Source organism: Streptomyces sp. NPDC094448 (assembly GCF_044763775.1).
GTDB lineage: Bacteria > Actinomycetota > Actinomycetes > Streptomycetales > Streptomycetaceae > Streptomyces.
The window spans coordinates 14,470-41,088 of the sequence record NZ_JBIWGU010000001.1; the positions used below are offsets into that span (position 1 = coordinate 14,470).

General features: G+C 73.2%; 17 protein-coding genes and 1 pseudogene. 13 read left to right on the plus strand and 5 right to left on the minus strand.

Annotation, left to right across the window (positions count from 1 at the left end):
- Window positions 1-75: 75 nt before the first annotated feature.
- The 8 genes and pseudogenes from ACIQ9E_RS00040 (at window position 76) to ACIQ9E_RS00075 (ending at window position 8,767) form a co-directional block, all read left to right on the plus strand.
- On the plus strand, window positions 76-2,880 hold the full coding sequence (locus ACIQ9E_RS00040) for a DNA translocase FtsK (RefSeq protein ID WP_403699446.1): 2,805 nt from the start codon (window positions 76-78) through the stop codon (window positions 2,878-2,880).
- A gap of 441 nt (window positions 2,881-3,321) precedes the next feature.
- Entirely contained in the window at window positions 3,322-4,155 is an 834-nt protein-coding gene (locus ACIQ9E_RS00045; RefSeq protein WP_403699449.1) for a helix-turn-helix domain-containing protein, read from the plus strand.
- Between the two features lie 129 nt (window positions 4,156-4,284).
- Window positions 4,285-5,739 (plus strand): annotated as a pseudogene (rimO, locus tag ACIQ9E_RS00050) (30S ribosomal protein S12 methylthiotransferase RimO); the annotation flags it as partial.
- 158 nt (window positions 5,740-5,897) lie between these two features.
- Window positions 5,898-6,569: a CDP-diacylglycerol--glycerol-3-phosphate 3-phosphatidyltransferase gene (pgsA, locus tag ACIQ9E_RS00055; RefSeq protein ID WP_403699452.1), complete on the plus strand. Its 672-nt coding sequence runs from the start codon at window positions 5,898-5,900 to the stop codon at window positions 6,567-6,569.
- Window positions 6,566-7,084 (plus strand): CinA family protein, encoded by a 519-nt coding sequence (locus ACIQ9E_RS00060; protein ID WP_403699455.1) that lies wholly within the window; start codon window positions 6,566-6,568, stop codon window positions 7,082-7,084. The genes pgsA and ACIQ9E_RS00060 overlap by 4 nt, the downstream gene beginning before the upstream one ends.
- A 109-nt stretch (window positions 7,085-7,193) precedes the next feature.
- Window positions 7,194-7,574, plus strand: coding sequence for a helix-turn-helix domain-containing protein (locus ACIQ9E_RS00065; protein WP_006346196.1), 381 nt, complete (start codon window positions 7,194-7,196; stop codon window positions 7,572-7,574).
- Between the two features lie 282 nt (window positions 7,575-7,856).
- On the plus strand, window positions 7,857-8,327 hold the full coding sequence (locus ACIQ9E_RS00070; protein ID WP_403699459.1) for a Dps family protein: 471 nt from the start codon (window positions 7,857-7,859) through the stop codon (window positions 8,325-8,327).
- 206 nt (window positions 8,328-8,533) lie between these two features.
- On the plus strand, window positions 8,534-8,767 hold the full coding sequence (locus ACIQ9E_RS00075) for a hypothetical protein (RefSeq protein WP_403699462.1): 234 nt from the start codon (window positions 8,534-8,536) through the stop codon (window positions 8,765-8,767).
- Between the two features lie 170 nt (window positions 8,768-8,937).
- Here the strand turns inward: ACIQ9E_RS00075 and ACIQ9E_RS00080 are convergent, their stop codons facing one another.
- Window positions 8,938-9,777 (minus strand): DNA-formamidopyrimidine glycosylase family protein, encoded by an 840-nt coding sequence (locus tag ACIQ9E_RS00080; RefSeq protein ID WP_403699465.1) that lies wholly within the window; start codon window positions 9,775-9,777, stop codon window positions 8,938-8,940.
- 489 nt (window positions 9,778-10,266) lie between these two features.
- A complete protein-coding gene (locus ACIQ9E_RS00085; RefSeq protein ID WP_403699468.1) occupies window positions 10,267-14,922 on the minus strand; it encodes an ATP-dependent helicase in 4,656 nt (1,551 codons plus the stop codon).
- Window positions 14,923-15,256: 334 nt separating this feature from the next.
- On the opposite strand from ACIQ9E_RS00085, the gene ACIQ9E_RS00090 reads away from it, so the two are divergent.
- Both ACIQ9E_RS00090 and ACIQ9E_RS00095 read left to right on the plus strand, forming a co-directional pair.
- Complete coding sequence (locus ACIQ9E_RS00090) at window positions 15,257-16,351, plus strand: AzlC family ABC transporter permease (protein WP_403699471.1); 1,095 nt, start codon at window positions 15,257-15,259, stop codon at window positions 16,349-16,351.
- Window positions 16,348-16,656: an AzlD domain-containing protein gene (locus ACIQ9E_RS00095; protein ID WP_403699473.1), complete on the plus strand. Its 309-nt coding sequence runs from the start codon at window positions 16,348-16,350 to the stop codon at window positions 16,654-16,656. Before ACIQ9E_RS00090 ends, ACIQ9E_RS00095 begins: the two co-directional genes overlap by 4 nt.
- A gap of 204 nt (window positions 16,657-16,860) precedes the next feature.
- Here the strand turns inward: ACIQ9E_RS00095 and ACIQ9E_RS00100 are convergent, their stop codons facing one another.
- Window positions 16,861-17,931, minus strand: coding sequence for a hypothetical protein (locus tag ACIQ9E_RS00100; protein ID WP_403699476.1), 1,071 nt, complete (start codon window positions 17,929-17,931; stop codon window positions 16,861-16,863).
- A 77-nt stretch (window positions 17,932-18,008) separates the two neighbouring features.
- On the opposite strand from ACIQ9E_RS00100, the gene ACIQ9E_RS00105 reads away from it, so the two are divergent.
- Both ACIQ9E_RS00105 and ACIQ9E_RS00110 read left to right on the plus strand, forming a co-directional pair.
- Complete coding sequence (locus ACIQ9E_RS00105; RefSeq protein WP_040913910.1) at window positions 18,009-18,203, plus strand: DUF3046 domain-containing protein; 195 nt, start codon at window positions 18,009-18,011, stop codon at window positions 18,201-18,203.
- A 456-nt stretch (window positions 18,204-18,659) separates the two neighbouring features.
- Window positions 18,660-19,817, plus strand: coding sequence for an AI-2E family transporter (locus tag ACIQ9E_RS00110; RefSeq protein ID WP_403701236.1), 1,158 nt, complete (start codon window positions 18,660-18,662; stop codon window positions 19,815-19,817).
- 364 nt (window positions 19,818-20,181) lie between these two features.
- Here the strand turns inward: ACIQ9E_RS00110 and ACIQ9E_RS00115 are convergent, their stop codons facing one another.
- Together ACIQ9E_RS00115 and ACIQ9E_RS00120 are read right to left on the minus strand one after the other, a co-directional pair.
- Window positions 20,182-23,166, minus strand: coding sequence for a tetratricopeptide repeat protein (locus ACIQ9E_RS00115; RefSeq protein WP_403699479.1), 2,985 nt, complete (start codon window positions 23,164-23,166; stop codon window positions 20,182-20,184).
- Window positions 23,166-25,037, minus strand: coding sequence for an HSP90 family protein (locus ACIQ9E_RS00120; protein ID WP_403699482.1), 1,872 nt, complete (start codon window positions 25,035-25,037; stop codon window positions 23,166-23,168). Before ACIQ9E_RS00120 ends, ACIQ9E_RS00115 begins: the two co-directional genes overlap by 1 nt.
- 457 nt (window positions 25,038-25,494) lie before the next feature.
- Between ACIQ9E_RS00120 and recA the strand changes: the two genes are divergently transcribed.
- The gene (gene recA / locus ACIQ9E_RS00125) at window positions 25,495-26,619 is read left to right on the plus strand and encodes a recombinase RecA (RefSeq protein ID WP_403699485.1); all 1,125 of its coding nucleotides are present in this window, start codon (window positions 25,495-25,497) and stop codon (window positions 26,617-26,619) included.

The window sequence follows — 26,619 nt, forward strand, 5'->3', positions numbered from 1 at the left end:
TCCGGCGGACGACACGTTGGGGTGAAGCGACGGGCACACGTGTCCACCGCCGCTCGCACCGGTAACCTCACCCCCATGGCCTCACGTACGTCCGGCAAGGGTTCCCAGGACACAGCGGGCACCGCGAAGCCGCGCCCCGGCCGTACGAGCGGTGCGCCCGCGGCCAAGAAAGCGGCGCCCGCGAAGAAGGCCGCGGCGGCCAGGAAGGCACCCGCCAAAAAGGCACCGGCCAAGAAGTCCGCGGCACAGAAACCGCCGCCCAAGAAGGCGCCTTCGCCGACCGGGGGCGTGTACCGGCTGGCGCGCGCCCTCTGGATGGGGGCCGCCCGTGCCGTCGGAGCGGTGTTCCGCGGTATAGGGCGCGGGGCCAAGGGGCTCGACCCGGCCCACCGCAAGGACGGGCTCGCCCTGCTGCTCATCGGGATCGCGCTGATCGTCGCCGCCGGCACCTGGTCGCATCTCAGCGGCCCGGTCGGCGATCTCGTCGAAATGCTGGTCACCGGCACCTTCGGCCGGCTCGATCTGATCGTGCCGATACTGCTCGGGGTGATCGCCGTACGGCTGATCCTCTATCCGCAGCAGCCCGATGCCAACGGACGGGTCGTGATCGGGCTCTCCGCACTCGTCGTGGGCGTCCTCGGACAGGTCCACATCGCCTGTGGATCACCCGGCCGGGACGAGGGCAGCGGCGCCCTCCAGGATGCGGGCGGTCTGGTCGGCTGGGCCGCGTCCAAGCCGCTGATCTTCATGATGGGCGAGGTCCTCGCCGTACCCATGCTGGTGCTGCTGACCGTTTTCGGACTGCTGGTCACCACCGCGACGCCGGTCAACGCCATTCCCCAGCGGCTGAGACTGCTCGGGGTCGGACTGGGGCTCGTCCGGCCCGGACCGGAGCCCGGTGCCTTCGGTGGGACGGAGGACGGCGACGACGACCGGCGCTACGACGAGCAGTGGCGCGATTCCGTATCCGGCTCCGGCGGACGCCCGCGGCGGACGTCCGCCCGGCGCGGCGGCGAGCCGGTGTACGACCCCGACGAGGCCGAACCGTCGGAGCCGGCGCCCCGGCGCCCATCCCGCCGGGGCTCCGTCCAGCCCGCCCTGCACCGGCCCATGGACGCCGTCGACGTGGCGGCCGCCGCGGCCGCGGCGCTCGACGGGGCCGTGTACAACGGCCTTCCCCCGTCGCCGCTGGTGGCCGATCTGACCAAGGACGTCACCGCCGATCTGCGGCGCGCCGGGACACCGGTACCGCCCGCCCGGGACGCCGACCGGCCGGAGGAGCCCCGGCCCGCCAGGCCGCGGAAGGCCGCACCGGCCGCGGGGTCCCCCGTACCCGATCTGACGAAACCGGCGCCCGAACCGTCCCCGCTGCCCGCGCGGGCCGAGCAGCTCCAGCTCGCCGGGGACATCACGTACTCCCTGCCCTCCCTCGAACTGCTGGAGCGCGGCGGCCCCGGCAAGACGCGCAGCGCCGCCAACGACACCGTCGTGGCCTCGCTGACCAATGTCTTCCGGGAGTTCAAGGTCGACGCCGCCGTCACCGGGTTCACCCGCGGACCGACGGTCACCCGGTACGAGGTGGAGCTGGGCCCGGCGGTGAAGGTCGAGCGGATCACGGCACTCACCAAGAACATCGCCTACGCCGTCGCCAGCCCGGACGTACGCATCATCTCGCCGATCCCCGGCAAGTCGGCGGTCGGCATCGAGATCCCCAACACCGACCGGGAGATGGTCAACCTCGGGGATGTCCTGAGGCTCGCGGACGCGGCGGAGGACGACCATCCGATGCTGGTCGCGCTCGGCAAGGACGTCGAGGGCGGCTATGTGATGGCCAATCTCGCCAAGATGCCGCACATCCTGGTGGCGGGCGCGACCGGCTCCGGCAAGTCGTCCTGCATCAACTGCCTGATCACCTCGGTCATGATAAGGGCGACCCCCGACGACGTCCGGATGGTGCTGGTCGACCCCAAGCGGGTCGAACTGACGGCGTACGAGGGCATCCCGCATCTGATCACCCCCATCATCACCAACCCCAAACGGGCCGCCGAGGCCCTCCAGTGGGTCGTCCGCGAGATGGACCTGCGCTACGACGACCTCGCGGCCTTCGGATTCCGGCATATCGACGATTTCAACGAGGCGATCCGGGCCGGGAAGGTGAAGCTGCCCGAAGGCAGTGAGCGGGAGCTGTCCCCGTATCCGTATCTGCTGGTCATCGTGGACGAGCTGGCCGATCTGATGATGGTCGCGCCCCGCGATGTGGAGGACGCGATCGTCCGGATCACCCAGCTCGCGCGCGCCGCCGGGATCCATCTCGTGCTCGCCACCCAGCGGCCGTCCGTCGATGTCGTCACCGGGCTCATCAAGGCGAATGTGCCCTCGCGGCTGGCCTTCGCGACCTCGTCGCTGGCCGACAGCCGCGTCATCCTCGACCAGCCGGGCGCGGAGAAGCTGATCGGCAAGGGCGACGGGCTGTTCCTGCCGATGGGCGCCAACAAGCCGGTCAGGATGCAGGGCGCCTTCGTCACCGAGGGCGAGGTCGCGGAGGTCGTCCGGCACTGCAAGGAACAGATGGCGCCGGTCTTCCGGGACGACGTCACCGTCGGCGGCAAACAGAAGAAGGAGATCGACGAGGACATCGGCGACGATCTCGACCTGCTGTGCCAGGCGGCCGAGCTGGTGGTCTCCACCCAGTTCGGATCGACCTCCATGCTCCAGCGGAAACTGCGGGTCGGCTTCGCGAAGGCCGGACGGCTGATGGACCTGATGGAGTCGCGGAACATCGTCGGCCCGAGCGAAGGCTCCAAGGCGCGCGACGTCCTGATCAAACCGGACGAACTCGACGAGGTGCTGGCGGTGATCAGAGGGGAGTCGGCGCCATGACCGGGCGGGCCTTGACCCGGTGGGCTGTGACCCGGTGGGCTGTGACCCGGCGGGCCGTGAACGGCACCGGGCGGTACGGTCCGCGGCGGTCCGGGCCCGCGCACGGCAGCGGGCGGTACGGGCCGGGGCACCGCTCCGGGCCTTATCACCCGCCGGGGTGCGCCCGGCGCGACACGCCGAGGGGGCGGACGCGCCGGAGCGCGCTTCGACCGCGGTGCGGGACGGGCGGGACGCCCGCACTCCCGCGGGACGACAGGGCAACCGTTTCCCTTGCCCGGACGTCAAGTTGGAGAGAGTGGCAGTGGAAACTCCCCCTCGACACCCCCGGTGCACCGGCCCTTCGGATGGCGTACAGACTCCTTCCGCCCGGTTGCCCCACCCTTTCGTACCACCCGTAGACTGAACCTCCAGCAGGTGGTTACACGCTCGAAAGGCACCCCCGTGTCCATCGGCAACTCCCCCGAAGACGACCGGCCTTCCGTCCCGGAGGACCGGCTCTCCATCGGCCGTGTGCTGCAGCAGGCCCGTATCGCGTCCGGACTGACCGTCGACGAGATCAGCGCCACCACCCGCGTCCGCGTGCCGATCGTCCAGGCGATCGAGCAGGACGACTTCACCCGTAGCGGCGGCGACGTCTACGCCCGTGGCCATATCCGGATGATCGCCGGGGCCGTCGGACTCGACCCCGCACCCCTGGTCGCCCAGTACGACTCCGAACACGGCGGGCGGCCGGCGCCGACCCCCGCCGCCCCGCTGTTCGAGGCCGAGCGGATCCGTCCCGAGCCGCGCCGCCCCAACTGGACCGCGGCCATGGTCGCGGCGATCGTCGCCGTCATCGGCTTCGTCGGCTTCACCCTCTTCAGCGGCGGGGACGACGAAGGCGGCAAGGGCCAGATCGCCAAGGGCCCGCAGGCCGAGCGGTCGACCGGTGCCGGGACGGCCCCGCCGTCAGGAGGGGCCACCGACGCCCCCGGGCCCGTACCCTCGGACTCCGCGATCGCCGCTGCCCCCGCCGACAAGGTCACCGTCAAGCTGACCGTCGTCAAGGACAAGAGCTGGATCTCGGCCAAGGCCGCCAACGGCAGGAAGATCTTCGACGGCACCCTCGCCGAAGGCGATACCCGCACCTTCCAGGACGACCGGCGGATCAACCTCATCCTCGGGAACGCCGGAGCCATCGAGCTGTATGTGAACGGCAAGAAGATCGACGGCGAGTTCAAGACGGGTCAGGTCGAGCGGCTCTCGTACACGAAGGGCGACCCCGAAGCGGGCTGACCGTACGGCCGGGTACGGAGCGGATCACGGGCCCTCGACAGGGGCGGGGCGGCGGGGCGCCGGCCCGGCGCCCCCGTCCGGCGAGGCTCGGGGCGAATCGGCGGGTCCGGACGAAGTAGTCTTGAGCCCATGCCCGAACGCCGTACCGTCGCCCTTGTCACTCTTGGCTGCGCCCGTAACGAGGTGGACTCGGAGGAGCTAGCAGGCCGTCTGGCAGCGGACGGCTGGGATCTGGTCGACAACGCCTCCGATGCCGATGTCGCCGTGGTCAACACCTGCGGCTTCGTCGAGGCCGCCAAGAAGGACTCCGTCGACGCCCTGCTGGAAGCCAACGACCTCAAGGACCACGGCCGCACCCAGGCCGTGGTAGCGGTCGGCTGCATGGCCGAGCGGTACGGCAAGGAGCTGGCCGACGCCCTCCCGGAGGCCGACGGCGTCCTCGGCTTCGACGACTACGCCGATATCTCCGACCGGCTCCAGACCATCCTCAGCGGCGGCATCCACGCCGCGCACACCCCGCGCGACCGGCGCAAGCTGCTGCCCCTGAGCCCCGCCGAACGCCAGTCCGCCACCGATGTGGCCCTCCCCGGGCACGGCGCCCCCGTGGACCTCCCGGCGGGGCTCGCACCCGAATCCGGACCGCGCGCCCCCCTGCGCCGCAGGCTCGGCAGCAGCCCGGTGGCCTCCGTGAAGCTGGCATCCGGCTGCGACCGGCGCTGTACTTTCTGCGCCATCCCCTCCTTCCGCGGCTCCTTCATCTCGCGGCGCCCCGCCGACGTCCTCGGCGAGACCCGCTGGCTGGCCGAGCAGGGCGTCAAGGAGATCATGCTGGTCTCCGAGAACAACACCTCCTACGGCAAGGACCTCGGCGATATCCGGCTCCTGGAGACGCTGCTGCCCGAGCTGGCGGCCGTCGACGGTATTGAACGTGTACGGGTCAGCTACCTCCAGCCCGCCGAGATGCGGCCCGGCCTGATCGACGTCCTCACCGCTACGCCCAAGATCGCGCCCTACTTCGATCTGTCCTTCCAGCACTCCGCCCCCGGCGTGCTGCGCGCGATGCGCCGCTTCGGTGACACCGAACGCTTCCTGGAGCTGCTGGAGACCATCCGTACCAGAGCCCCGCAGGCCGGAGTGCGCTCCAACTTCATCGTCGGCTTCCCCGGCGAGACCGAGGCGGACTTCGCCGAGCTGGAGCGTTTCCTCACCCACGCCCGGCTCGACGCCATCGGCGTCTTCGGCTACTCCGACGAGGACGGCACCGAGGCCGCTGCTTATGAGAACAAGCTCGACGAGGACACCGTCGCCGAGCGGCTGGCGCATCTCTCCCGGCTCGCCGAGGAACTGACCGCCCAGCGCGCCGACGAACGGCTCGGGGAGACCCTGGAGGTCCTCGTCGAGTCCGTCGCGGACGGCACCGGCGACGGACTCGACGAGGGCACCGCCGCCGTCGGACGGGCCGCGCACCAGGCGCCCGAGACCGACGGACAGATCGTGTTCACCTCCGCCGAGGGGCTCGCGCCCGGCCGGATGGTGCTGGCCAAGGCCGTCGCCACCGAGGGCGTCGACCTGGTCGCCGAGTACACGGGTCTGCCCGGCGAGCCGGGACCCGCCCCGGCGACGGCGACGGCCGCCGGGGGGACCTCCGCCCTCGACGCCCTGATCTCCGGCGCCACCGGGCTCGGTGCCCGCCCCTTCTCGGCGGACGGCGGTCGGCGCGCCGCCGGCGAGGAGGCGGGCAGATGACCGGAGTGCCGGCGTCCGCGGGGGGCGGTCGGCCCGGCCGGCCGACGCCGCCCGGCGGAAAGCTGGGCGCTGCGGCCGTCAACCAGGCCAGCCTCTGGAATATCGCCAACCTGCTGACCATGCTGCGGCTGGTACTCGTCCCGGCGTTCGTGGTGCTGCTGCTCCAGGACGGCGGATACGACCCGGTCTGGCGCGCCTGGGCCTGGGCGGCCTTCGCCGTCGCCATGATCACCGACATCTTCGACGGTCATCTGGCCCGGACGTACAACCTGGTCACCGACTTCGGCAAGATCGCCGACCCGATCGCCGACAAGGCGATCATGGCCGCGGGGCTGATCAGCCTCTCCGCCCTCGGCGATCTGCCCTGGTGGGTCACCGGCGTGATCCTCTTCCGCGAGCTGGGGATCACCCTGATGCGGTTCTGGGTGATCCGCCACGGAGTGATTCCGGCCAGTCGCGGCGGAAAGATGAAAACCCTGGCCCAGGGCACGGCCGTCGGCATGTACGTTCTGGCGCTCACCGGCCCCCTGGCCACCCTCCGCTTCTGGGTGATGGCGGTGGCCGTCGTGCTGACCGTGGTCACCGGTCTGGATTACGTGCGCCAGGCGATCTCCCTGCGCCGCAGGGGGCTGGCCAAGGAGCGCGGTGCGGGCCCGGACCCGCGATGACGGCCGATGCGGCCGCGCGCCGAGCCCTTGAGCTGCTCGCGGAGCGTGATCAGACGCTGGCGGTCGCGGAATCCCTCACGGGTGGGCTGGTGGCCGCCGAGCTGACGGCCGTACCCGGCTCCTCACGCTCCTTCCGGGGCTCCGTCACGGCGTACGCCACGGATCTGAAGGGGGCGCTCCTCGGAGTCGGTGCGACCCTTCTGGCGCAGCGCGGCCCGGTGGATTCCGAGGTCGCACGGCAGATGGCGGCGGGCGTACGGGCCGCGCTGGGGTCGGACTGGGGCATCGCCACGACCGGGGTCGCCGGGCCGGGACCGCAGGACGGGCAGCCGGCCGGGACGGTCTTCGTGGCTGTTTCGGGACCGGACGGAAGTGAGAAAGTGACTGCGCTGCGATTGAACGGCAGCCGGGCGGAAATCCGTAGAGAGAGTGTACGGAGCGTGCTGGAGCTGCTCGTCGGCGAACTGCACGGAAATGCGCGGGCACAGGATACGGAACAGAACGGGGGGAATTGATGTTTGCAGCCCTGAGTGAACACGTCATCGCTCCCCGCACGGCCGCAGCGCGAGGCGGTACGGTGGGGCGTGAAGGATGCGGCTACGCGGTCCGAGGAGGGAGCCACCGATGATTCTGCTCCGTCGCCTGCTGGGTGACGTGCTGCGTCGGCAGCGCCAGCGCCAGGGCCGTACTCTGCGCGAAGTCTCCTCGTCCGCCCGAGTTTCGCTCGGCTATCTCTCCGAGGTGGAGCGGGGGCAGAAGGAGGCTTCCTCCGAGCTGCTCTCCGCGATCTGCGACGCGCTGGACGTACGGATGTCCGAACTCATGCGGGAAGTGAGCGACGAACTCTCGCTCGCCGAGCTGGCACGGTCGGCGGCGGCCGAGCCGGTGCCCGCACCGGTGCGCCCGATGCTGAATTCCGTCTCCGTGACGTCGGTGGCGGGTGTGCCGACCGAGCGGGTGACCATCAAGGCTCCGGCGGAAGCCGTCGACGTCGTCGCGGCCTGATCCGGCGGCAGTCGGCCGGTTCCGCGGGCCCTGCCCGCGGAGGTGATTCCGGCGCTCCCGGCATCGGCTGCGCCGGACGGCCCGCCGTCATGGGCTCGGCCCCGGTACTGCGTACCCCCGTGAAGGGTGCTCGGTGCCGGGGTTTCTGCTGTCCGGGGCCGTCCGCCGGGATTTTCGCCGTGGGGTTTCCCGCCGGGTCCGCGGGGCAGGCGCCACTCGTCGAAATGTTCCCTCCCGGGTGCTATGTCATGGTGGGAGGGACGGTGACCGAGTGGAGGACACATGTCTGTTGTGAAGAGCCCGCTGTCCGACGCCGACCTCAAGAGCGTGGGGACGGCACTCCAGGGGGCGCTGGTGGATCTCGTGGACCTCGGGCTGGTGGCCAAGCAGGTCCACTGGAATGTCATGGGCCCGCGCTTCCGGTCCGTCCACCTCCAGCTCGACGAGGTCGTCGACACGGCGCGGCTGCACTCCGACACCGTGGCGGAGCGGTGCTCCGCGATCGGGGTGCCGCCGGACGGGCGGGCCTCGACCGTGGCCGTGCAGAGCGCGATCGGCGGGATCCCCGAGGGCTGGGTCAAGGACACCGACGCGGTACGCATCATGGTGGACGCGCTGGGCGCGGTGATCGCACGGATGCGGGAGCGGATCGGCGTGACCGGGGACCCGGACCCGGTCAGTCAGGACATCATCATCGGGCTGACCGCCGATCTTGAAAAGCATGCGTGGATGTTCCAGGCCGAGAGCGGGTGATCCCGCGCGGTACGGGGGAGCCGGGCGTTCCGGTGCCCCTGCGGTGGTGTCCGCGCCGTCCACGGTGATGCCGTTGTGACGTCACGTCGCCGCAGCATCGCGGCATCGCGGCGTTCGTTTCGGGCGTGACGGCGTGACGGCGTGACGGCGTGACGGCGTGACGGCGTGACGGCGTGGTCGGTCGTGAGGTCCGGAGGGAGACTGCCGTGGTGCGACACCGGTGGACCACCCGGCCCGTGGCCGTCTTCGGACTCGTACTGGCCGGGCTGGCGGGTGGTGCCCTGTGGTGGTGGGCGGTGCTCAGGCTGGCACTGGTCCCGGAGCGGACCGGGTTGCTGGAGGGCGTCATCGCGGCGGGCGGCTGGGGGCTGGGCCTGCTCCCCGTGCATGTCACGCCCCACCGCGGGCCCCGGCGGGGTGCGTCGGCCGGGCGGCGCTGAACCGGTGGGTGGGGAGGGTCACCAGGGCATGGTGGCACCCCCGTTGGGGCGGATGATCCGGCCGGTGGTGAAGGCCGGCGCGTCCGAGCCGGTGATCAGCGCGGAGCGGCCGGTGAGGTCGTACGCCGTGAAAGGCATGCCCGGACCGTACGGCCGGATCTGACGGTACGTCAACTATGCTGACCGGGGCCGGGACCGGGGCCGCGCTGGCAGCCGGGGCACCAGTAGGTGACCCGTTCGTCGCCGGAGGCGGCCGTCGGGGCCGGACCTCTCCGGGACGTGGTGGCGATGGGCCCGCCGCAGCGCAGGCAGGGGGCGCCGGGGCGGCCGTACACATAGAGGAGCGGACGGCGGCGGCCGGTGCCGGGGACCGTGCGGCGCTCGAAGGTGTCCCGGTTGGCCATCAGCAGCCGGTGCGCGGTGGCGACCAGACGCCCAACCGTCTCCGCGGAGAGGTCACCGACCGGCAGCCAGGGGGTGACCCGGGCCAGGAACGCCAGCTCGCAGCGGTACACATTGCCGATTCCCGCGAGGTTGCGCTGGTCGAGCAGGGCCTCGCCGATGCTGCGGGCGGGATCGGCCCGCAGCCGCGCCACCGCGGTGTCGGCGTCCCAGTCGGGGCCGAGGAGGTCGGGGCCCAGCCGGGCCGTGATCCGTTCCTCCTCGGAGGTCGGCAGCAGCTCCAGCACCGGCAGACGGTAGCCGACCGCGGTCCGCTCCCGGTTGCCGAGGACCGCCCGGATCTGATGGGCCGGGCCGCCGGTCCACCGCTCGCCGGCGGCGAAGACGCGCCAGGAGCCGTCCATCCGCAGATGGGAGTGGAGCGTCAGTCCGCCGTCGATACGGGTCAGCAGATGCTTGCCCCGCGGGGTGACCTCCAGCACGGACCGCCCGGTCGCATCGGCCGTGGCGAACCGGGGCACCCGCAGATCGAACCGGGTCAGCACCTGCCCGGCGAGGGCGTCGTTCAGCCGTCGCGCGGTCAGCCAGACGGTGTCTCCTTCGGGCATGGTTCCATCATGCGCGAAAGGGGTGCGCGGGCCCGTGCCGAGGGGCGGCGGCGGGAGCTGCCGGGCGGGCGCGGCCGGACCGTACCGCCGGGCGGGCGTCCCCGGGCCCCGTACCGTACGGTGCCCGGGGCCCTACGCCGCCGGGGCACCGCAAGCCTGCCGTCCCGGCGGTCCTGCGGCCGTGTCCGACAGATCCCACCCGGCCCGCGACGCTCGGCACGCGCAGTTTCCCCCTGAGTCCTTCGGGGCCCTTGGGGCACGGTCGAGGGTTCGGGGTTTCCCGGGTGGTGCCCCGGAGGGGGAGCGCCCCGGCGTGGTCGGGATTTCCCGAGTACTTCCCCGGCCGCAGGGCCGGGCGCGCCGCGGGGCCCCGTCCTCCGGGCGGACGGCGCCACTCCGCGGACAGCTCGCGGCCCGGGGCCGTCCCGTGGCGCGCCCGGGAGCGGTCGGGGTCCGAGACGGGGCCGGTCAGGATCCGAGCCGGGCCGGTCAGGGTCTGAGGCGCAGTCCCCGCGGGGTCGCGTGGAAGCCCGCGGCTTCCAGGGCCCGGCCGATGGGGGAGGTGAGGGCCGGGGTGCCGTTGGCGCGTTCCACCGTGATCGTGCCGAGGGTGCCCGCACGGGCCGCTTCGGCGAGCGCCGCGGCGGCGGCGGTGAACGCGGGGGATTCGGGGTCGGGCCAGGCCAGCAGCGTTTTGCCGCCGCGCTCCAGATAGAGCGCAGGGTCGCCGTCGACGAGGACCACCAGGGACCCCGCTTTCCGTCCCGGTTTATGGCCCGCCCCGTCGGGCGGATCGGGCCAGGACAGGGCGGCACCGTAGGCGTTGGCGGGGTCCGCCGCGGCCAGCAGCACGGCCTGCGGGGCCTCCTGCCCCGCCGACCGCTCCCGGGCCCCGGCCGTGGCCCGCAGCCGGTCGACCGCGCCGTCCATCGCGAACTGGGCCGCTCCCAGCCCCTCGACCACATATCCCCGGCGGGCCTGCCCGCGGTCCTCGAAGGCCGACAGCACGCGATATGCCGCGGAGAAGCCGCCCTCGACGCCCTCCGCCGCCACCGCGCCCCGGGTCACCACCCCGTGCCGGTCGAGCAGGGTCCGGGCCAGGGCGTGGGCCCGGTGCGTGGGGTCGGGCTCGGGGGACGGCAGCAGCGACCAGCGGCCGCTCACCGTCGGCGGACCGCCGCGCGATACCGGCCGGGCGCCCGCCGTCAGCGCGCCGTATCTGCCGCGGGGGACGGCCCGCCGGGCCCGGTGCGCGGTCGCCCCCGCGGTACGGCCCGAGCCGAGCAGGGAGCGCAGCGGCGCGAGGGTGTCATTGGTCAGCCGCCCCGACCAGGCCAGCTCCCAGACCGCGTCCGCCAGCTCCGGATCGGTGGCTTCCGGATGGGTCGTGGCCCGCACCTGGTCGGCGATCCGGCGGAAGAACAGGCCGTATCCCGGGGCGAGGGCGGCCAGCACCGACGCATGGAGCGCGGTCTCCTCCAGCGGATGGGGCGGGGGCAGCAGCAGTGGAGCCGCGTCGGCGAGGTAGAGGGAGACCCAGCCGTCCTTGCCGGGCAGGGCCCCCGCGCCCGCCCAGACCACCTCACCCGTGGTCGTCAGCTCGTCGAGCAGGGCGGGGGCATAGCCGTGGACCCGGGACGGCAGGATCAGCTTCTCCAGAGCGGAGGCGGGCACGGCGGCGCCCTGCAACTGCTCGATCGCGCGGGCCAGCCCGTCGATGCCGCGCAGGTCCCGGCCGCCGATGTGCTGCCAGCGGGGGAGGAAGTCTCCGAGCGCGGCGGGCGGTACGGGCTCCAGCTCGTGCCGGAGGGCGGCCAGGGAGCGGCGCCGCAGCCGCCGCAGCACCGTCGCGTCGCACCACTCCTGTCCGCCGGCCGGGGAGTCCGGCTCCGCCGGGGCGGGGTGGAATTCGCCCAGGACGATCCGGCCGGACGCGGCGAGCCGGTGCAGCGTCCCTTTCGTGACGGCAGTACCCAGACCGAAGCGGGCGGCGGCACGGGCCGAGGTGAACGGCCCGTGCGTGCGGGCGTAGCGGGCGAGCAGATCGCCCAGCGGGTCCTTGACCGGTTCGGTGAAGGCTTCCGGAACACCGACCGGGAGGGCCGTGCCGAGGGCGTCCCGCAGCCGACCGGAGTCCTCGACGGCAGCCCAGTGCTCCGCCCCGGCGATTCTGACCCGGATCGCCCGGCGGGCGGCGGCCAGACCCTCCGCCCACGCGGGCTCCGCCCCCCGCTCCACCAGTTCGGCGGTGGTCAGCGGCCCCAGCAGCCGCAGCAGATCCGCCACGCCTTCCTCGTCCTTCACCCGGCGGTCCTCGGTCAGCCACTGGAGTTCGCGCTCCAGCTCGGCCAGGACATCGGGGTCGAGCAGCTCCCGCAGCTCCGCCTGGCCGAGCAGTTCGGAGAGGAGCCGTGAGTCGAGGGAGAGGGCGGCGGCCCGGCGCTCCGCGAGCGGCGAGTCCCCCTCGTAGAGGAACTGGGCGACGTAACCGAAGAGGAGGGAACGGGCGAAGGGGGACGGCTCGGTGGTGGTGACCTCCACCATCCGGACCCGGCGGGCCTCGATATCGCCCATCAGTTCCGTCAGGCCCGGCACGTCGAACACGTCCTGGAGGCACTCCCGGACGGCTTCGAGGACGATCGGGAAAGAGCCGAACTCGGCGGCCACCTGCAGCAGTTGCGCTGCGCGCTGCCGCTGCTGCCACAGCGGGGTGCGCTTGCCGGGGCTGCGCCGAGGCAGCAGCAGGGCCCGGGCGGCGCACTCGCGGAACCGGGAGGCGAACAGCGCCGAACCACCGACCTGGCCGGTGACGATCCCGCCGATCTCGCCGCGGTCGAAGACCGCGTCCGCCGCGCCGACGGGCGCCTGCCCGTCATCGAAGACCGGATCGGGTCCCGAGGGGTCCTGGTCCAGCAGGTCGAGGCCCATCAGATCGGCATCCGGCAGCCGCAGCACGATGCCGTCGTCGGCATGCATGACCTGGGCGTCGATACCGTAACGCTCGGCCAGCCGGGCACCGATCGCCAGCGCCCACGGCGCATGGACCTGGGCACCGAACGGCGAGTGGATCACCACGCGCCAGTCGCCCAGCTCGTCCCGGAAGCGTTCCACCAGGATCGTCCGGTCGTCGGGGACATGCCCGCAGGCGCGGCGTTGCTCGTCGAGATAGGCCAGGAGGTTGTCCGCCGCCCAGGCGTCCAGACCGGCGGCCAGCAGCCGCAGTCTGCCGTCCTCCGGCTCCAGGGCACCCACCTCCCGCAGGAAGGCGCCCACCGCGCGGCCCAGCTCCAGGGGCCTTCCCAGCTGGTCGCCCTTCCAGAAGGGCAGCCGGCCCGGCACCCCGGGGGCCGGGGTCACCAGGACCCGGTCCCGGGTGATGTCCTCGATGCGCCAGGAGGTGGTGCCCAGGGTGAAGACGTCGCCGACCCGGGACTCGTACACCATCTCCTCGTCCAGCTCGCCGACCCGCCGGCCCCCGCCGCCCTTCTCCCCGGCCGAACCGGCGAGGAAGACGCCGAACAGTCCGCGGTCGGGAATGGTGCCGCCGGAGGTGACGGCGAGACGCTGGGCACCGGGACGACCGGTCACCGTGCCCGCGATGCGGTCCCACACCACGCGCGGCCGCAGCTCGGCGAAGGCGTCCGAGGGATAGCGCCCGGCGAGCATGTCCAGCACCGCGGTGAAGGCCGACTCGGGCAGGGCGGCGAAGGGCGCGGCCCGGCGGACCAGCGCCAGCAGATCGTCCACCTGCCGGACGTCGAGGGCGACGATCGCGACGAGCTGCTGGGCGAGGACGTCCAGCGGGTTGGCGGGAATCCGCAGCGACTCGATGGCCCCGGACCGCATGCGTTCCGTGACCACCGCCGACTGGACCAGATCGCCCCGGTACTTCGGGAAGACCACGCCGCGGGAGACCGCGCCCACCTGGTGTCCGGCCCGGCCGACGCGCTGGAGCCCGGAGGCCACGGACGGCGGGGACTCGACCTGGACGACGAGATCCACCGAGCCCATGTCGATGCCCAGCTCCAGGCTGGACGTCGCCACCACGGCAGGCAGCCGGCCGGCCTTCAGATCCTCCTCGACCAGTGCCCGCTGCTCCTTGGAGACCGAACCGTGGTGCGCCCGGGCCAGCAGCGCCGGCGCACCGCGCGCCGCGCCGGACTGGGCCATGATCTCGGCTGGCGGGGCGCCCTCGGGCAGCCGCTCGCCCACGGCCCGCTCGTACGCGATCTCGTTGAGCCGGTTGCACAGCCGCTCGGCGAGCCGCCGGGAGTTCGCGAAGACGATCGTCGAACGGTGCGCCTGGACGAGATCCGCGATCCGCTCCTCCAGATGGGGCCAGACGGACGGCCCGTCGCCGCCTCCCGGCCCCCCGGACGCCTCGGCGGCCGGGGCACCGCCCAGCTCGCCCAGATCCTCCACGGGAACCACCACCGAGAGGTCGAACTCCTTGTCCGACGGGGGCTGGACGATCTCCACCCGCCGCTGCGGCGACAGATAGCGGGCCACCTCGTCCACAGGCCGGACGGTCGCCGACAGGCCGATCCGGCGGGCGGGCCGGGGCAGCAGCTCGTCGAGCCGTTCGAGGGACAGGGCGAGATGGGCGCCCCGCTTGGTGCCCGCGACGGCGTGGACCTCGTCCAGGATGACCGTCTCGACCCCGGCGAGGGCATCGCGGGCCGCCGAGGTCAGCATCAGGAACAGGGATTCGGGCGTGGTGATGAGGATGTCCGGGGGCCGGGTGGCCAGCGACCGGCGCTCGGCGGCCGGGGTGTCGCCCGACCGGATTCCGACCCGCACCTCCGGCTCCGGCAGTCCGAGGCGCACCGCCTCCTGGCGGATCCCGGTCAGCGGGCTGCGCAGATTGCGCTCCACATCGACCGCGAGGGCTTTGAGCGGGGAGACGTAGAGCACCCGGCAGCGCGCCTTCGGGTCGGCGGGCGGCGGAGCCGACGTCAGCCCGTCGAGGGCGGCGAGGAAGGCGGCCAGCGTCTTTCCCGAACCCGTCGGCGCGACCACGAGCACGTCCGACCCCTCGCCGATCGCCCGCCAGGCGCCTTCCTGCGCCGCGGTGGGCGCGCTGAAGGCGCCCGCGAACCAGCCGCGGGTCGCGGGGGAGAACGAGTCGAGCGCATTCCCGGCCATGCCCCCCATCGTGCACCCCGCCACTGACAATCGGGCGGGACGGGTCCGCCGGACGGGCCGGAGCGGGGCCGGAGCCCTGTCGCAAGGGCCGGATGCGCTCCGGGGCGGGCCGTGGACCGGCGCCGCGGCGGGTGACTTCCGTCATGTCGGCGCCGGCTTCCGGAGTACGTTGCTCCGGTACCCGCCGGGGCGGCGGAGGCCGGAACTCCGCTCAACCGGGCGGATCCGGTGCCCGTCCCCGGGCGGGGCACGGTACCCGCAGGTGGCGGGCCCAGCGGCCGGGCGCCGGAAACGCGCGAGACCGGCGGGCGCCGGGCCGCGTACCGTCCCTGCCATGGCAGAACAGACCGTCCCGGCCGACCCGCCGGAGAGCAGCCCACCCGCCGGACCCGCCCGGGGAGCCGGCCACGACCGCGCCCCGGGCTCCGGGGGCGGTGGCGCTCCGGTAACCGGCGACGACCGCGCTCCGGGGGCCGGGGCCGGCCGCGCGCCGGGCTCCGGCACCGGTCGTGCTCCGGGCTCCGGCACCGGTCGTGCTCCGGGGGCCGGGACCGGTCGTGCGTCCGCCGCGGCGGACGGCCCCGGCGCCAAGCCCGACGCGGCCGTCGTACGCGATGCCCTCGGGGTGGGCGTCGCGGTCGGGCTCTCCGGCTTCGCGTTCGGTGTCACGGCCGCGGGCTCCGGCCTCAGCCTGCTCCAAACCTGTGCCCTGAGCCTGCTGGTTTTCACCGGTGCGTCCCAGTTCGCCCTGGTGGGGGCGTTGGCGGCGGGCGGAAACCCGTTCACGGCCGCCGCCGGGGCCTTCTTCCTCGGCATCCGCAACGCCTTCTACGGGCTGCGCCTGTCGCAGCTGCTCGCCCTGCCCCGCGCCGTGCGGCCGTTCGCCGCCCACTGGGTGATCGACGAGACCACGGCCGTCGCGCTTGCCCAGCCGACGAGACGTTCCGTACGCCTCGGTTTCACCGTGACCGGACTGACGCTGTACGTCCTGTGGAACCTCACGACCTTCCTCGGCGCGATCGGCGCCGAGGCCATCGGCGACACCAATGCCTGGGGGCTGGACGCGGCCGGACCGGCCGTCTTCCTCGCCCTGCTCGCCCCCATGCTCCGTACCGCCACCGAACGGGCCGTGGCCGGGCTCGCGGTCCTCCTCGGACTCGGATTCCTGCCGCTGCTGCCTGCCGGGGTGCCGGTCCTGGTGGCGGCGCTCGCCGCGCCCGCCGTGCTGTGGCTCAAGGGCCGCACCTCCGGCCGGGCGACGGCGGACGCCATGGACACCCGTACCGCGATACCCGGCGCCGGTCCGCGTGGCGAGGACGCCGCGGACACCCGTACCGCACGACACGGTGCGGGGTCCGAGGGCGTGCACAAGGGACGTGGCGATGGCGGTACCGACGGCGGACAGCGGTCCGCGGAGGAGGGACGATGAGCGTCTGGATCGCGATCGCGGTGACCGCGGTCGGCTGTTACGCGGTGAAACTGCTGGGCCTGCTGATACCGGCCGAGGTGCTGGAACGTCCTCTGGTGCGGCGGCTCGCCGCTCTGGTGCCCGTCGCGCTGCTGGCCGCGCTCACGGCCCAGCAGACCTTCAGCACGGCGGGCTCCCTGGTGGTCGACGCCCGCGCCGCCGGGCTGGCGGTCGCCGCCGTCGCCCTGGTGCTGCGCGCCCCCTTCCTCGTGGTGGTTGCCGCGGCCGTGCTGGTCACCGCGGGCATCCGGGCGATCGGTGGCTGACCCACGACCGGGCCGCCGGCTCACCGACCCACCGACCTGCCGACCCACCGACCCGCCGACTCACCGATCCGACGATCCGGCGGCTCGGCGAACCGACGGGCGGGCGGCCCGACCGGTCGAGTTGTCGCGGCCGGGACGCGTCCGAGCCGTCGACCGGTCGCGCCGGGGGCCGCGCCGAGCCCCCTGCCCCGGCGGCCCCGCCGCTCAGCCGATGGACCGGCCGTACGCCCGCAGGGTCCGCAGCGCCTCGATGGTCACCAGGGGGCGCGCCTCCAGCGATGTCCCCGGAGCCCACTGCCGCCAGTTCACCGGCCAGCCGCCGTCCTCGCGCTGCGCGGCGGCGAGATGGTCGAGGGACCGTGCGATCTCCTCGTCCGTGAACCAGTGCCGGGCCGGCGATTCCGGCACCCGGGCGTAGTCGTACGCGAAGTGGTGCTCCCCCGGGGCATAGCCGGGGGACACGGGATGCTCGTCCGACCGATCCGGGTCGAGGACCACGAGCCCCTGCTCCCGTACCAGCCGTCCCAGCCGGTCGGCGGCCCTCCGGGCCCGTGCCCGGTCCGGAACCCCGTGCAGGAAGGCGACCGCCGCCTCCACCTCGTACGGATGCGAGGCCTCCAGCGACTCGACCACGGACCAGCAGAAGTCCGTCGCCCGGAAAAGCCACGCATGCCACACCTCGTTGCGGTGGAGCAGCCCCACGACGGGGCCGGTGGTCAGCAGGGATCCGGGCGGATCGTCGGTGATCGGGACGAAAGGCGCGGCCGGATAGCCGCGCTGGGACGGGTGGACGGCGGGCAGCGCGCCCTCCGGGGTCGACACCCCCGTCAGATAGCGGCACAGCCGCTCCGCGCGCAGTCCGCCGCAGCGTCCGATGGAGTCCAGGACGCGCAGCGCATGAGCGGTGTGCAGCGGCTGGCTCACCGGGCCCCGCAGATCCGGTTCGAGGGCGTGGCCGTAGCCGCCGTCCTCGTTGAGGTACGGGGAGAGGGCGGCGTCGACGCCATCGGCGCCGCCGCCCAGGAAGTGGTACGCGAAACGGCGCTGCTCCAGGACGCGGGCGGTGAGCCAGATGAAGTGTTCGGCGCGTGCCAGCGGCGACGAGGACGGCGGTGGGGACCCGTCCGGCCCCTCCCGTTCACCGGCCCGGAACCGGTTTCCGGACGGATCCCCTGACCCTTCGGCGAATGCCTCCGCGGCGTTCTTCCCGGGGCCCGCCGCCTGCTCGGCGGCCACCTCGGGTCCTTCCTCACGGGTTTCCTCGGGTTCGGCCATGGTCCGACCGTAGAGCCGAAAGGTTCCGGGGGCGGCGAGAGGGCCGGGGCGCACCCCCTGCGCGGGATACTGGCGTCATGCGGTTGACGATTTTCTGGGAGCGGATGGCGGACCACTTCGGTGCGGCGTACGCCGACTCCTTCGCACGGGACCATGTGATGTCCGAGCTGGGCGGGCGGACCGTCCACCAGGCGCTCGACGCGGGCTGGGAGGCCAAGGACGTGTGGCGCGCGGTCTGCGCGGCCGTCGACGTCCCGGCCGACCGGCGCTGAGCGCAGCCCGCCGGGCCTGCCGTCCACTCCTCTCCCACCGGCCATCAGGGTTTATCCACAGGCCAACGGGGCGGGTCCCCGGCCGGGCCACTTGTGCGCGACACTGGGCCGGTGGCCCCGACGAGTGACAAGCGCGACGACAACGAACACGACGGCTCCCCGGACCGTGCCGGTGAGGACCGTGCCGATCGTGGCAGACGGAGTTCCCGCAGCTCCGGCGAGCCGGACGGCGGCCGGTCCGGGCGGCTGTCCGTGCCCGCGCAGGGCCCGGCGGCCGGAAGTCCTCCCCTTGCCGAAGGCATAGGGGGCGGCGGACCGCCCCGGTCCGGCGGGGTCGCCGTCGACGCGCCCGCGCCCGGGGCGGACACCCCGGCCGACGGCGGGCCCGCCCGGTCCGTGACCCCGCCCGGCCCGCCGCCCCCCTCCGCGGTCGGCGGCGGCCTCGGCCCTGCCCGGATGCCTCGCTGGCTGCCGCGCGCGATGGTGCTCGCCCTGGCGCTCTACGCCTGCTTCCAGCTCGGGGTCTGGGCCTTTCACCAGCTCATCGGGCTCCTGCTGAACATCCTGATCGCCTTCTTCCTCGCCCTCGCCATCGAGCCCGCCGTCGGGCGGATGGCGGCGCGCGGGATGCGGCGCGGGGTCGCCACCTTCCTGGTGTTCTTCGGGATCCTGATCTCCGTCGTCGGATTCGTCGTCATGCTCGGGTCGATGCTGGCCGACCAGATACTGGCCATGGTCGACGAGTTCCCCAAATACCTCGACTCGGTGATCAACTGGATCAACAGCACCTTCAAGACCGAGCTGTCCCGGGTCGAGGTGCAGGACAGCGTCCTGAAGTCGGACTGGTTGCAGCAGTACGTGCAGAACAGCGCCAGCGGTGTACTCGACGTCTCCGCCACGGTCCTCGGCGGGCTGTTCAAACTGCTGACGATCTTCCTCTTCTCGTTCTACTTCGCCGCCGACGGACCGCGGCTGCGCCGGGCACTCTGCTCCGTACTGCCCCCGGCCAAGCAGGCCGAGGTGCTGCGCGCCTGGGAGATCGCCGTCGACAAGACCGGGGGCTATCTGTACTCCCGCGGACTGATGGCCCTCATCTCGGGCGTCGCGCACTTCGTCCTGCTGGAGATCCTCGGGGTGCCCTACGCTCCGGCACTGGCGATCTGGGTCGGACTGGTGTCCCAGTTCATCCCGACGATCGGTACGTATCTGGCCGGGGCGCTCCCGATGCTGCTCGCGTTCACCGTGAACCCCTGGTACGCGGTGTGGGTGCTCGGGTTCGTCGTGGTGTACCAGCAGTTCGAGAACTACGTCCTCCAGCCGAAGCTGACCTCCAAGACCGTTGACATCCACCCCGCCGTGGCCTTCGGTTCGGTCATAGCGGGTACGGCGCTGATGGGTGCCGTGGGCGCGCTGATCGCGATTCCGGCCGTCGCCACCCTCCAGGCGTTCCTCGGGGCCTATGTGAAGCGGTACACGGTGGCCGACGACGCCCGGGTGCAGGGCCACCGCCGGCGGCGCAGACAGCTGCTGCGGCGGTTCCGGCCGGCCGTGGCGGTGCGCCGGGACCGGCCGGAGACGGCCGAGCCGAACGGCGGCCTGAGCACCGCCGACTGACCGCCCCCGGGCCCGGCCCCGGTGTCGCGCCCGGGCCGCCTCGACGGCCGGGTCGGGGCGTCGGAGTCATGCCCCGACCGGGCCCCCGGGCCCTCGGCCGGGGCCGTAACCCCGTGGGCAGGGGACGGGCCCGGTCCGGTCCGGACGTCGTGTTCACCGCCCGGCAGCGGATACGGCCAACCGCCGAAGGACCCCGGCCCGCTGTCGACCGACCGACCGAAATGCCGACCGGCCACCGACGGCTCCGTCCGGCCGGACGGACACGGCCGCCGAGCGGTCTGCGGCCGGGGCCTGCGGCGGGCCTCCGGTCCGCAGCCGGGTGGGCGGTTCACGGCCGCCCACCAGTACCCCGGTGCCGGATCGGCTATTCCATCTCGTCGAGCATCTCGCGAGCCTGCTCCAGCAGTTCTGCGGTCTCTTCGCCCTCCCGCTCCGCCTCCTCCAGCTCCGTCACCAGCGCCGTCATCCGGGCCTTCGCCGTATCCACCCGGTTCCGGTTGTACTCCGTCCACGCCGCCCGGGCCAGGACGTTGAAGCGGTCGTGGCGCGCGGCCGCCCCGAACTCCGAGAAGAGCCCCGCCGCCCGGTCGAGCAGGGTGATGTCCCGGTCCGGCACGGTCGGCACCTCTCCGGCGGCAGCGGGCGCCACGGAACGCTCCTCCCCGTCGTCCGGTGTCTCCGCGTCCAGCAGCCGCGCCAGCTGAGAGCAGGTCTCCGCCCACTCGTACCGCAGCTCGGCGGCCTCGGAGTCCTGGACCAGGGCAAGCGCCTCGCCCATGAACCTCCGGGCCCGCTCGTACTCCTCCGGAGGCGAGTCGTACCGCAGGCCGAGCCACGCCAGGGAACGGAGCACCCGCACTTCGGAGACCACACAGTCCCCCGCCCGGCGCCACAGCTCCAGCGCCCGCATATAGGCCGCCTTCGCTTCGTCGGTCAGCTCCGCCTCGCCGAGACATTCGGCCGCCGAATGGGCCAGGCTCGCCTGCGGCCGGGGGTCCTCCCACGCGGTAGTGCCCTCGGCGGCCAGCAGATACTGCTCCGCCGCGCCCCGGGGATCATCCAGTTGGCTGAGCAGGCTCCCCAGCAGCCGCCGGGCCCGTACCACCTCCTCGCCACCGGCCCCGCCGTACGTCTCCACCAGATCGGGGAGGGCCGAGTGCAGCACCTCGGCGGCCTCGGCAGGCCGGTCCGTATCGGCGTACGCACGGGCGAGCAGCAGCCTCGCCCGCGCCCCGGGGCCGGTGGAGAGCCCCGCCCGGTCGAACCAGTGGGCGGCGCCGAGGGCGTGCTCCGCCGCCTCCGCCGCGGCACCCTCCCGCTCCATCAGGACCTCGGACAGCGTCAGCCGCACGGAACCCAGTACATCGGGCTCGACAACCTCGGCGGAGTGGGCGAGCGCGGCCCTGACGTCGGCCTCGGCCGCCTCCGGGTCCCCGCCCGCCGCGACCACCCGCGCCCGGAGCTCCAGCGGCCGGGCCGCCTCCCAAGGCCGCCCGGCCGCCAGGAAATGCTCCGCCGACGACGCCAGCAGCTCTACGGCCCGATCCTGCTCCCCGGCCGGCAGCAGCACCTGCGCGAGGAACAGCTCCGCCTGCGCCAGGACGTCCGTCGTGCCACCCGGGGCCGCGACGGCCCGGTCCTTGCTCCGGTCAGCCACAAAGGCATCGAGCTGCTCCCGGAGAACGGTGTCGACCTGCTCGGCGCCTTCCCCGGATCCGTCTTCGGAGGTGTGCTGCTCCCGGTGGCGCAGCAACGATTCCAGGCGCAGCGCGGCGAGCCCCGCCAGGGCGGTCCGGCGCTCACGCATCGGGTCCGAAGCGTCGAGATCCGCGGCCGACCGGACGGCCGCCGCCAGCCGCTCCGTGATCTCCGAAGCCGGGGCACCGGCCCGGGCGGCGCTGCCCGCGGCCGCCAGATCCGCGTACGCGGCCCGGCTCGGTGATCCGGCCTCGCGCTGTGCGGCGGCGGCGCGGGCGAAGCGCTCCGCGGCATCCGCGGCTCCGTCCTCGTACGCGCTCCAGGCTCCGAACTCCAGCAGATCGGCGGCCAGCTCCGGATCCGCCGCGGTGTCCGCACCGGCCCGGCGGGCCACGTCCGTCCACAGGGCGCGGGCGGACGGATGCCCCCGGCGGCGGGCCGTACGCGCCCGCTCGACGAGGTCGGCGAAGGAGGGCGCGGCACCGTCACCCCCTGCCGGGGCCGCGGTAACGCGGTCCGGGGCCGCCGGGGCGGGCAGCGCCGGGCTGCGCACCCCGAGCGGCAGCACGTCGGCCAGCGGCTGCCGGGCTATCCGCTCCGCGAACCGGTCCGACTTCAGCGAGTTGCCGTTGCGCGCGTCGAATCGTGCGGCGATCGCGGCGGCGTCCGCGTACAGCAGGTCGTACAGTTCGGCCGCGGTCCGCACCGCGCCCTCGTGGGGCACCGTGGGCCGGTCGCCGTGGCCGGTGTCCTTCAGCCGGCGCAGCAGGACCAGGATGCCGCCGTCGAAGTCGAGCTGGGCGTCGACGTCGACGAGGGCGCCGAGATGCCCGGCGTGCTCGGCGAGGATTTCGAGACCGCGGGACTCGTTGCCGGTCAGGGCGCAGAACTCGATGTGCGCGCCGATGGAGCGGAGCAGGCTCTCGTTGCCCCGGGCCATGCGGTAGCCGCGGAGATGGTTGGCCCGTGCCTCGTCGGCCCGGCCGAGGCGGAGCAGCGGCAGCAGAGAGTGCGCGAGGACCCGGTGCGGTTCCTCCAGGCAGTCCTCGTCGCCCGCCAGGACCGGCCCCCAGAGCCGTATCGCCCCGGCGTCGTCCCCTCGGACGGCCCGATAGCGACCCTGGTCGTTCAGCTCGCAGGCATGGCAGTCGCTCATGGAGTCGCGGCCGGCGGCCAGCCAGGCGGCGAAGGCGCGATCCGTGCGCTCCTGGTCCCCGATCGCCTCGGCGAGCAGCTGCTCGGCCTGGCGCACCGCCCGCTCGCTGTGGCCCGCGAGCCGGTAGCGCCGCTCCATATCGGTGAGCCAGCGCTCCACAGCCGCCAGCGGGATGTCCGGAGAGTCGAGGATGCCGCCGGTCACCCACTTGAACCGCCAGAACAGGCTGTGGACCTCCCACGAGGTGAAGGCCGCCGGATCCCGGTCGTACTCCTGGAGGAGCCGGGCGAAGGGCACCAGGATCCTGGTGCGCTCGGCGCTGTGCTCATAGGCGTCGATCAGCCCCATGAGGGACTGGCGGAACAGGACGCTGTCCCCGGAGGCCTCTGCTGCGGCGCCGAGGGCCTCGGCACGGGCGGTGCGGGCGGGGCCGTACGGCGCGTCGGAGTTCTCGAAGAGACCCAGGCGGATCTCCTCGGCGGTCATCGTGCTCATCAGCGGCCTTCCTGGGCGGAACCGCCCGTGGCGGGGTGGGTCGCCCATTCCAGGAGCCCGAGGAAGGCCCGGTTGAGCAGGGTGGAGTCGGCGGGCCGCAGGGGACGCTGGGACATCAGCAGCGCCTGCCCGTAGAGCGACTCGACGGCGGTGGCGGTCAGCTCCGGATCGGGCAGCGCGGCGATCCGGCGGATCAGCGGGTTGTTGTGGTTCAGCACCAGACGGGCGCGGGGTGCCGATCCGCGCAGGGAACCGAGGATGTCGTTCCACAGGGAGTCGGCGTTCGCCTCGGCGGCGGCCCGGTCCCGCTCGTGGCGCGCCTGCCGGTCGTCGAGGTAGAGCGCGGGCACCGTCACGGGCTGGAAGGCACGCAGCGCCACATCGCACCCCTCCGCGTCGAGCCTGGCACGGGCGGTGGAGAGGAAGCCGGCCAGCGCCAGTTCGGCCTCGGTGGGCACCGGGTCGAGGCGCTCGGTGACGGCGCCGGCGTCGAGTTCGGTGACCTTCACCGCGGGGCGCACGGTGGGCAGCAGGGCGAGCAGATCCGCGTCGTACGTGTATCCGGCGTTGACCACGCCCAGGCCGTGGGCGGCGGCGATGGGGGCGATCTGGCGGAACTCCTCCACCGTACGGGTGAAGTGGATCTCCCCGTGCGCCGCGGCGAACTCCTCCAGACCGAGGCGGCCGTCGCTGGTCTCGAACGGCAGCCACGGCAGCATCAGCCCGAACAGCTCCGGATCGTGCCGCGCCAGGGACTTCACCCCGAGGTGGTGGACGCTCAGGAAGGCGGCGAGCCGCTGCGGATCGCCCGCGGCCAGCTCCGCCAGCCATCGGCGGACGGCGGAGCCGAGGGCGTCGCGGACGGCGTCCAGCGTCTCGTCGTCGTAGAGGCTCTCACGGGACGCGGTGGGGCGCAGCGCGTCGGTGTCGACCACGGCCCGGACGAAGAAGGCCCACTCCGGCAGCAGATTGTCCGCCCGGTCGGTGAGCAGCATGCCCTTGAGGTAGGCGCGGTGTCCGCCGCGGTGCGCGGGGCTGGCGGGGTCGGGGAGCACATAGGCGACGCCGCGGACCCCGGCGACCGGCAGGTCGAAGTCGATCGTGTCGAGCGGGGTGAAGCCGAACAGCGCCGCGCAGTGTGCGGCGAGCGCCTCCCGGCGGGCCGACGGAGTGGGGTGGTCGCGGTCCCAGACGGCGGGCCGGTCGGTCACCGGACGCTCCGCCCCGCTGCCGTCCGCGAAGACGATGTCGTACGGCAGGAGGGAGCCGAAGTCGCGCGCCAGCTCCTCCACCCGGGCCGGGGCCAGCCACTCCCCGGAACCGGGGCGCGGCTCCAGGAAGACGGTGGTGCCGGGGGCGGGGCGGGCCTCGTCGGGCAGCGTACGCACGGTGTACGAGCCGTCGTCCCGGGCCAGCCACTCCACGGGGGCCGCGCCGGGAGTACGCGCGGAGCGGGTGACGACACGGATCTCACGGGCCACGACGAAGCAGGCGAGCAGCCCGATGCCGAACTGGCCGAGGAACTCACGGCGGGCGGACTCCAGACCGTGCTCGCCGCCGCGCTTGGAGCTGCGCCCGATGGTGGCGAGCAGGGTGTGGACCTCGTCGGCGGTCAGACCGATCCCGCTGTCCTCGACAGAGACCCGGCCCGCTTCGGCGGAGAGCCGGATCCGGTCCGGGCACCCGGGGTCGGCGGCCCGGCGCGCGGTGACCGCGTCCACGGCGTTCTGCAGCAGCTCACGGACGTAGACCCGGGGGCTGGAGTACAGATGGTGGGAGAGCAGATCGACCAGGCCCCGCAGGTCGACCTGGAAGCTGCTGGACTCGGGCGGGCCCTGTGCCGCTTCGGTCGTGGATGTCGTGGATGTCATGCCGCATCACCTCGCGATTACGCGCTGACCGGCTCGGACGGTTCCGCGAGCCGGGGTCTTGGAAACGGGCGATCGCGAGGTCCCCCCTCACAGATCACGAACGAGCTTCAGAGTAGAGGGGGGCACTGACAAAGCTCTCGGGATTTCCTGCGCCCCGGGGTATCACCGGTCCGGCCCTTGACGGCCCGGTCCCCGATGCCCGGTCCTCGTGGACCGGGGTGGGCTCCGGACCGGCCGCCCGGTGAGGCCGCCCCCCGGCGGGCGGCCTCACCGCTCGGGCGGCACGCCGGGCGATGCGCTTGACACAAAAATCGAACATCCATTCTTATGGGGTGTCCGGCCCCCGCCTCACCGGGCGGTTGTCCACAGGCGGGACGGGTGTCGGGGCGCATTGTCAGTGGCAGGGGTTAGCGTCTTTGACGTGAAGCGATCGACACAAGCAAATCGGGTGGAACCCATGGCAGGAACCGACCGCGAGAAGGCGCTCGACGCCGCGCTCGCACAGATTGAACGCCAATTCGGCAAGGGCGCGGTGATGCGCCTGGGCGAGCGCCCGAACGAGCCCATCGAGGTCATCCCCACCGGGTCGACGGCACTGGACGTCGCCCTGGGCGTCGGAGGGCTGCCGCGCGGCCGTGTGGTGGAGGTGTACGGCCCCGAGTCCTCCGGTAAGACGACCCTCACGCTGCACGCCGTGGCCAACGCGCAGAAGGCCGGCGGTTCTGTCGCCTTCGTGGACGCCGAGCACGCCCTCGACCCGGAGTACGCGAAGAAGCTGGGCGTCGACATCGACTCCCTCATCCTCTCCCAGCCGGACAACGGCGAGCAGGCCCTTGAGATCGTCGACATGCTGGTCCGCTCCGGCGCGCTCGACCTCATCGTCATCGACTCGGTGGCGGCCCTGGTGCCCAAGGCCGAAATCGAGGGCGAGATGGGCGACTCCCACGTGGGTCTCCAGGCCCGTCTGATGAGCCAGGCGCTCCGCAAGATCACCAGCGCCCTGAACCAGTCCAAGACCACCGCGATCTTCATCAACCAGCTGCGCGAGAAGATCGGTGTGATGTTCGGTTCGCCCGAGACCACGACCGGTGGCCGCGCGCTGAAGTTCTATGCGTCGGTCCGTCTCGACATCCGCCGGATCGAGACCCTGAAGGACGGCACGGACGCGGTGGGCAACCGTACCCGCGTCAAGGTCGTGAAGAACAAGGTCGCCCCGCCGTTCAAGCAGGCCGAGTTCGACATCCTCTACGGCCAGGGCATCAGCCGTGAGGGCGGTCTGATCGACATGGGCGTGGAGCACGGCTTCGTCCGCAAGGCCGGTGCCTGGTACACGTACGAGGGCGACCAGCTCGGCCAGGGCAAGGAGAACGCCCGTAACTTCCTGAAGGACAACCCCGATCTCGCCAATGAGATCGAGAAGAAGATCAAGGAGAAGCTGGGCGTGGGCGTCCGGCCCGAGGCTCCCGCCGGGGAGCCCGGCGCGGACGCGGCGGGCGGTTCCCCGGCCGCTGACGCGGCGAAGTCGGTGCCCGCCCCCGCCACCAAGGCCAAGCCGGCCAAGGCGGCGGCGGCCAAGAGCTAG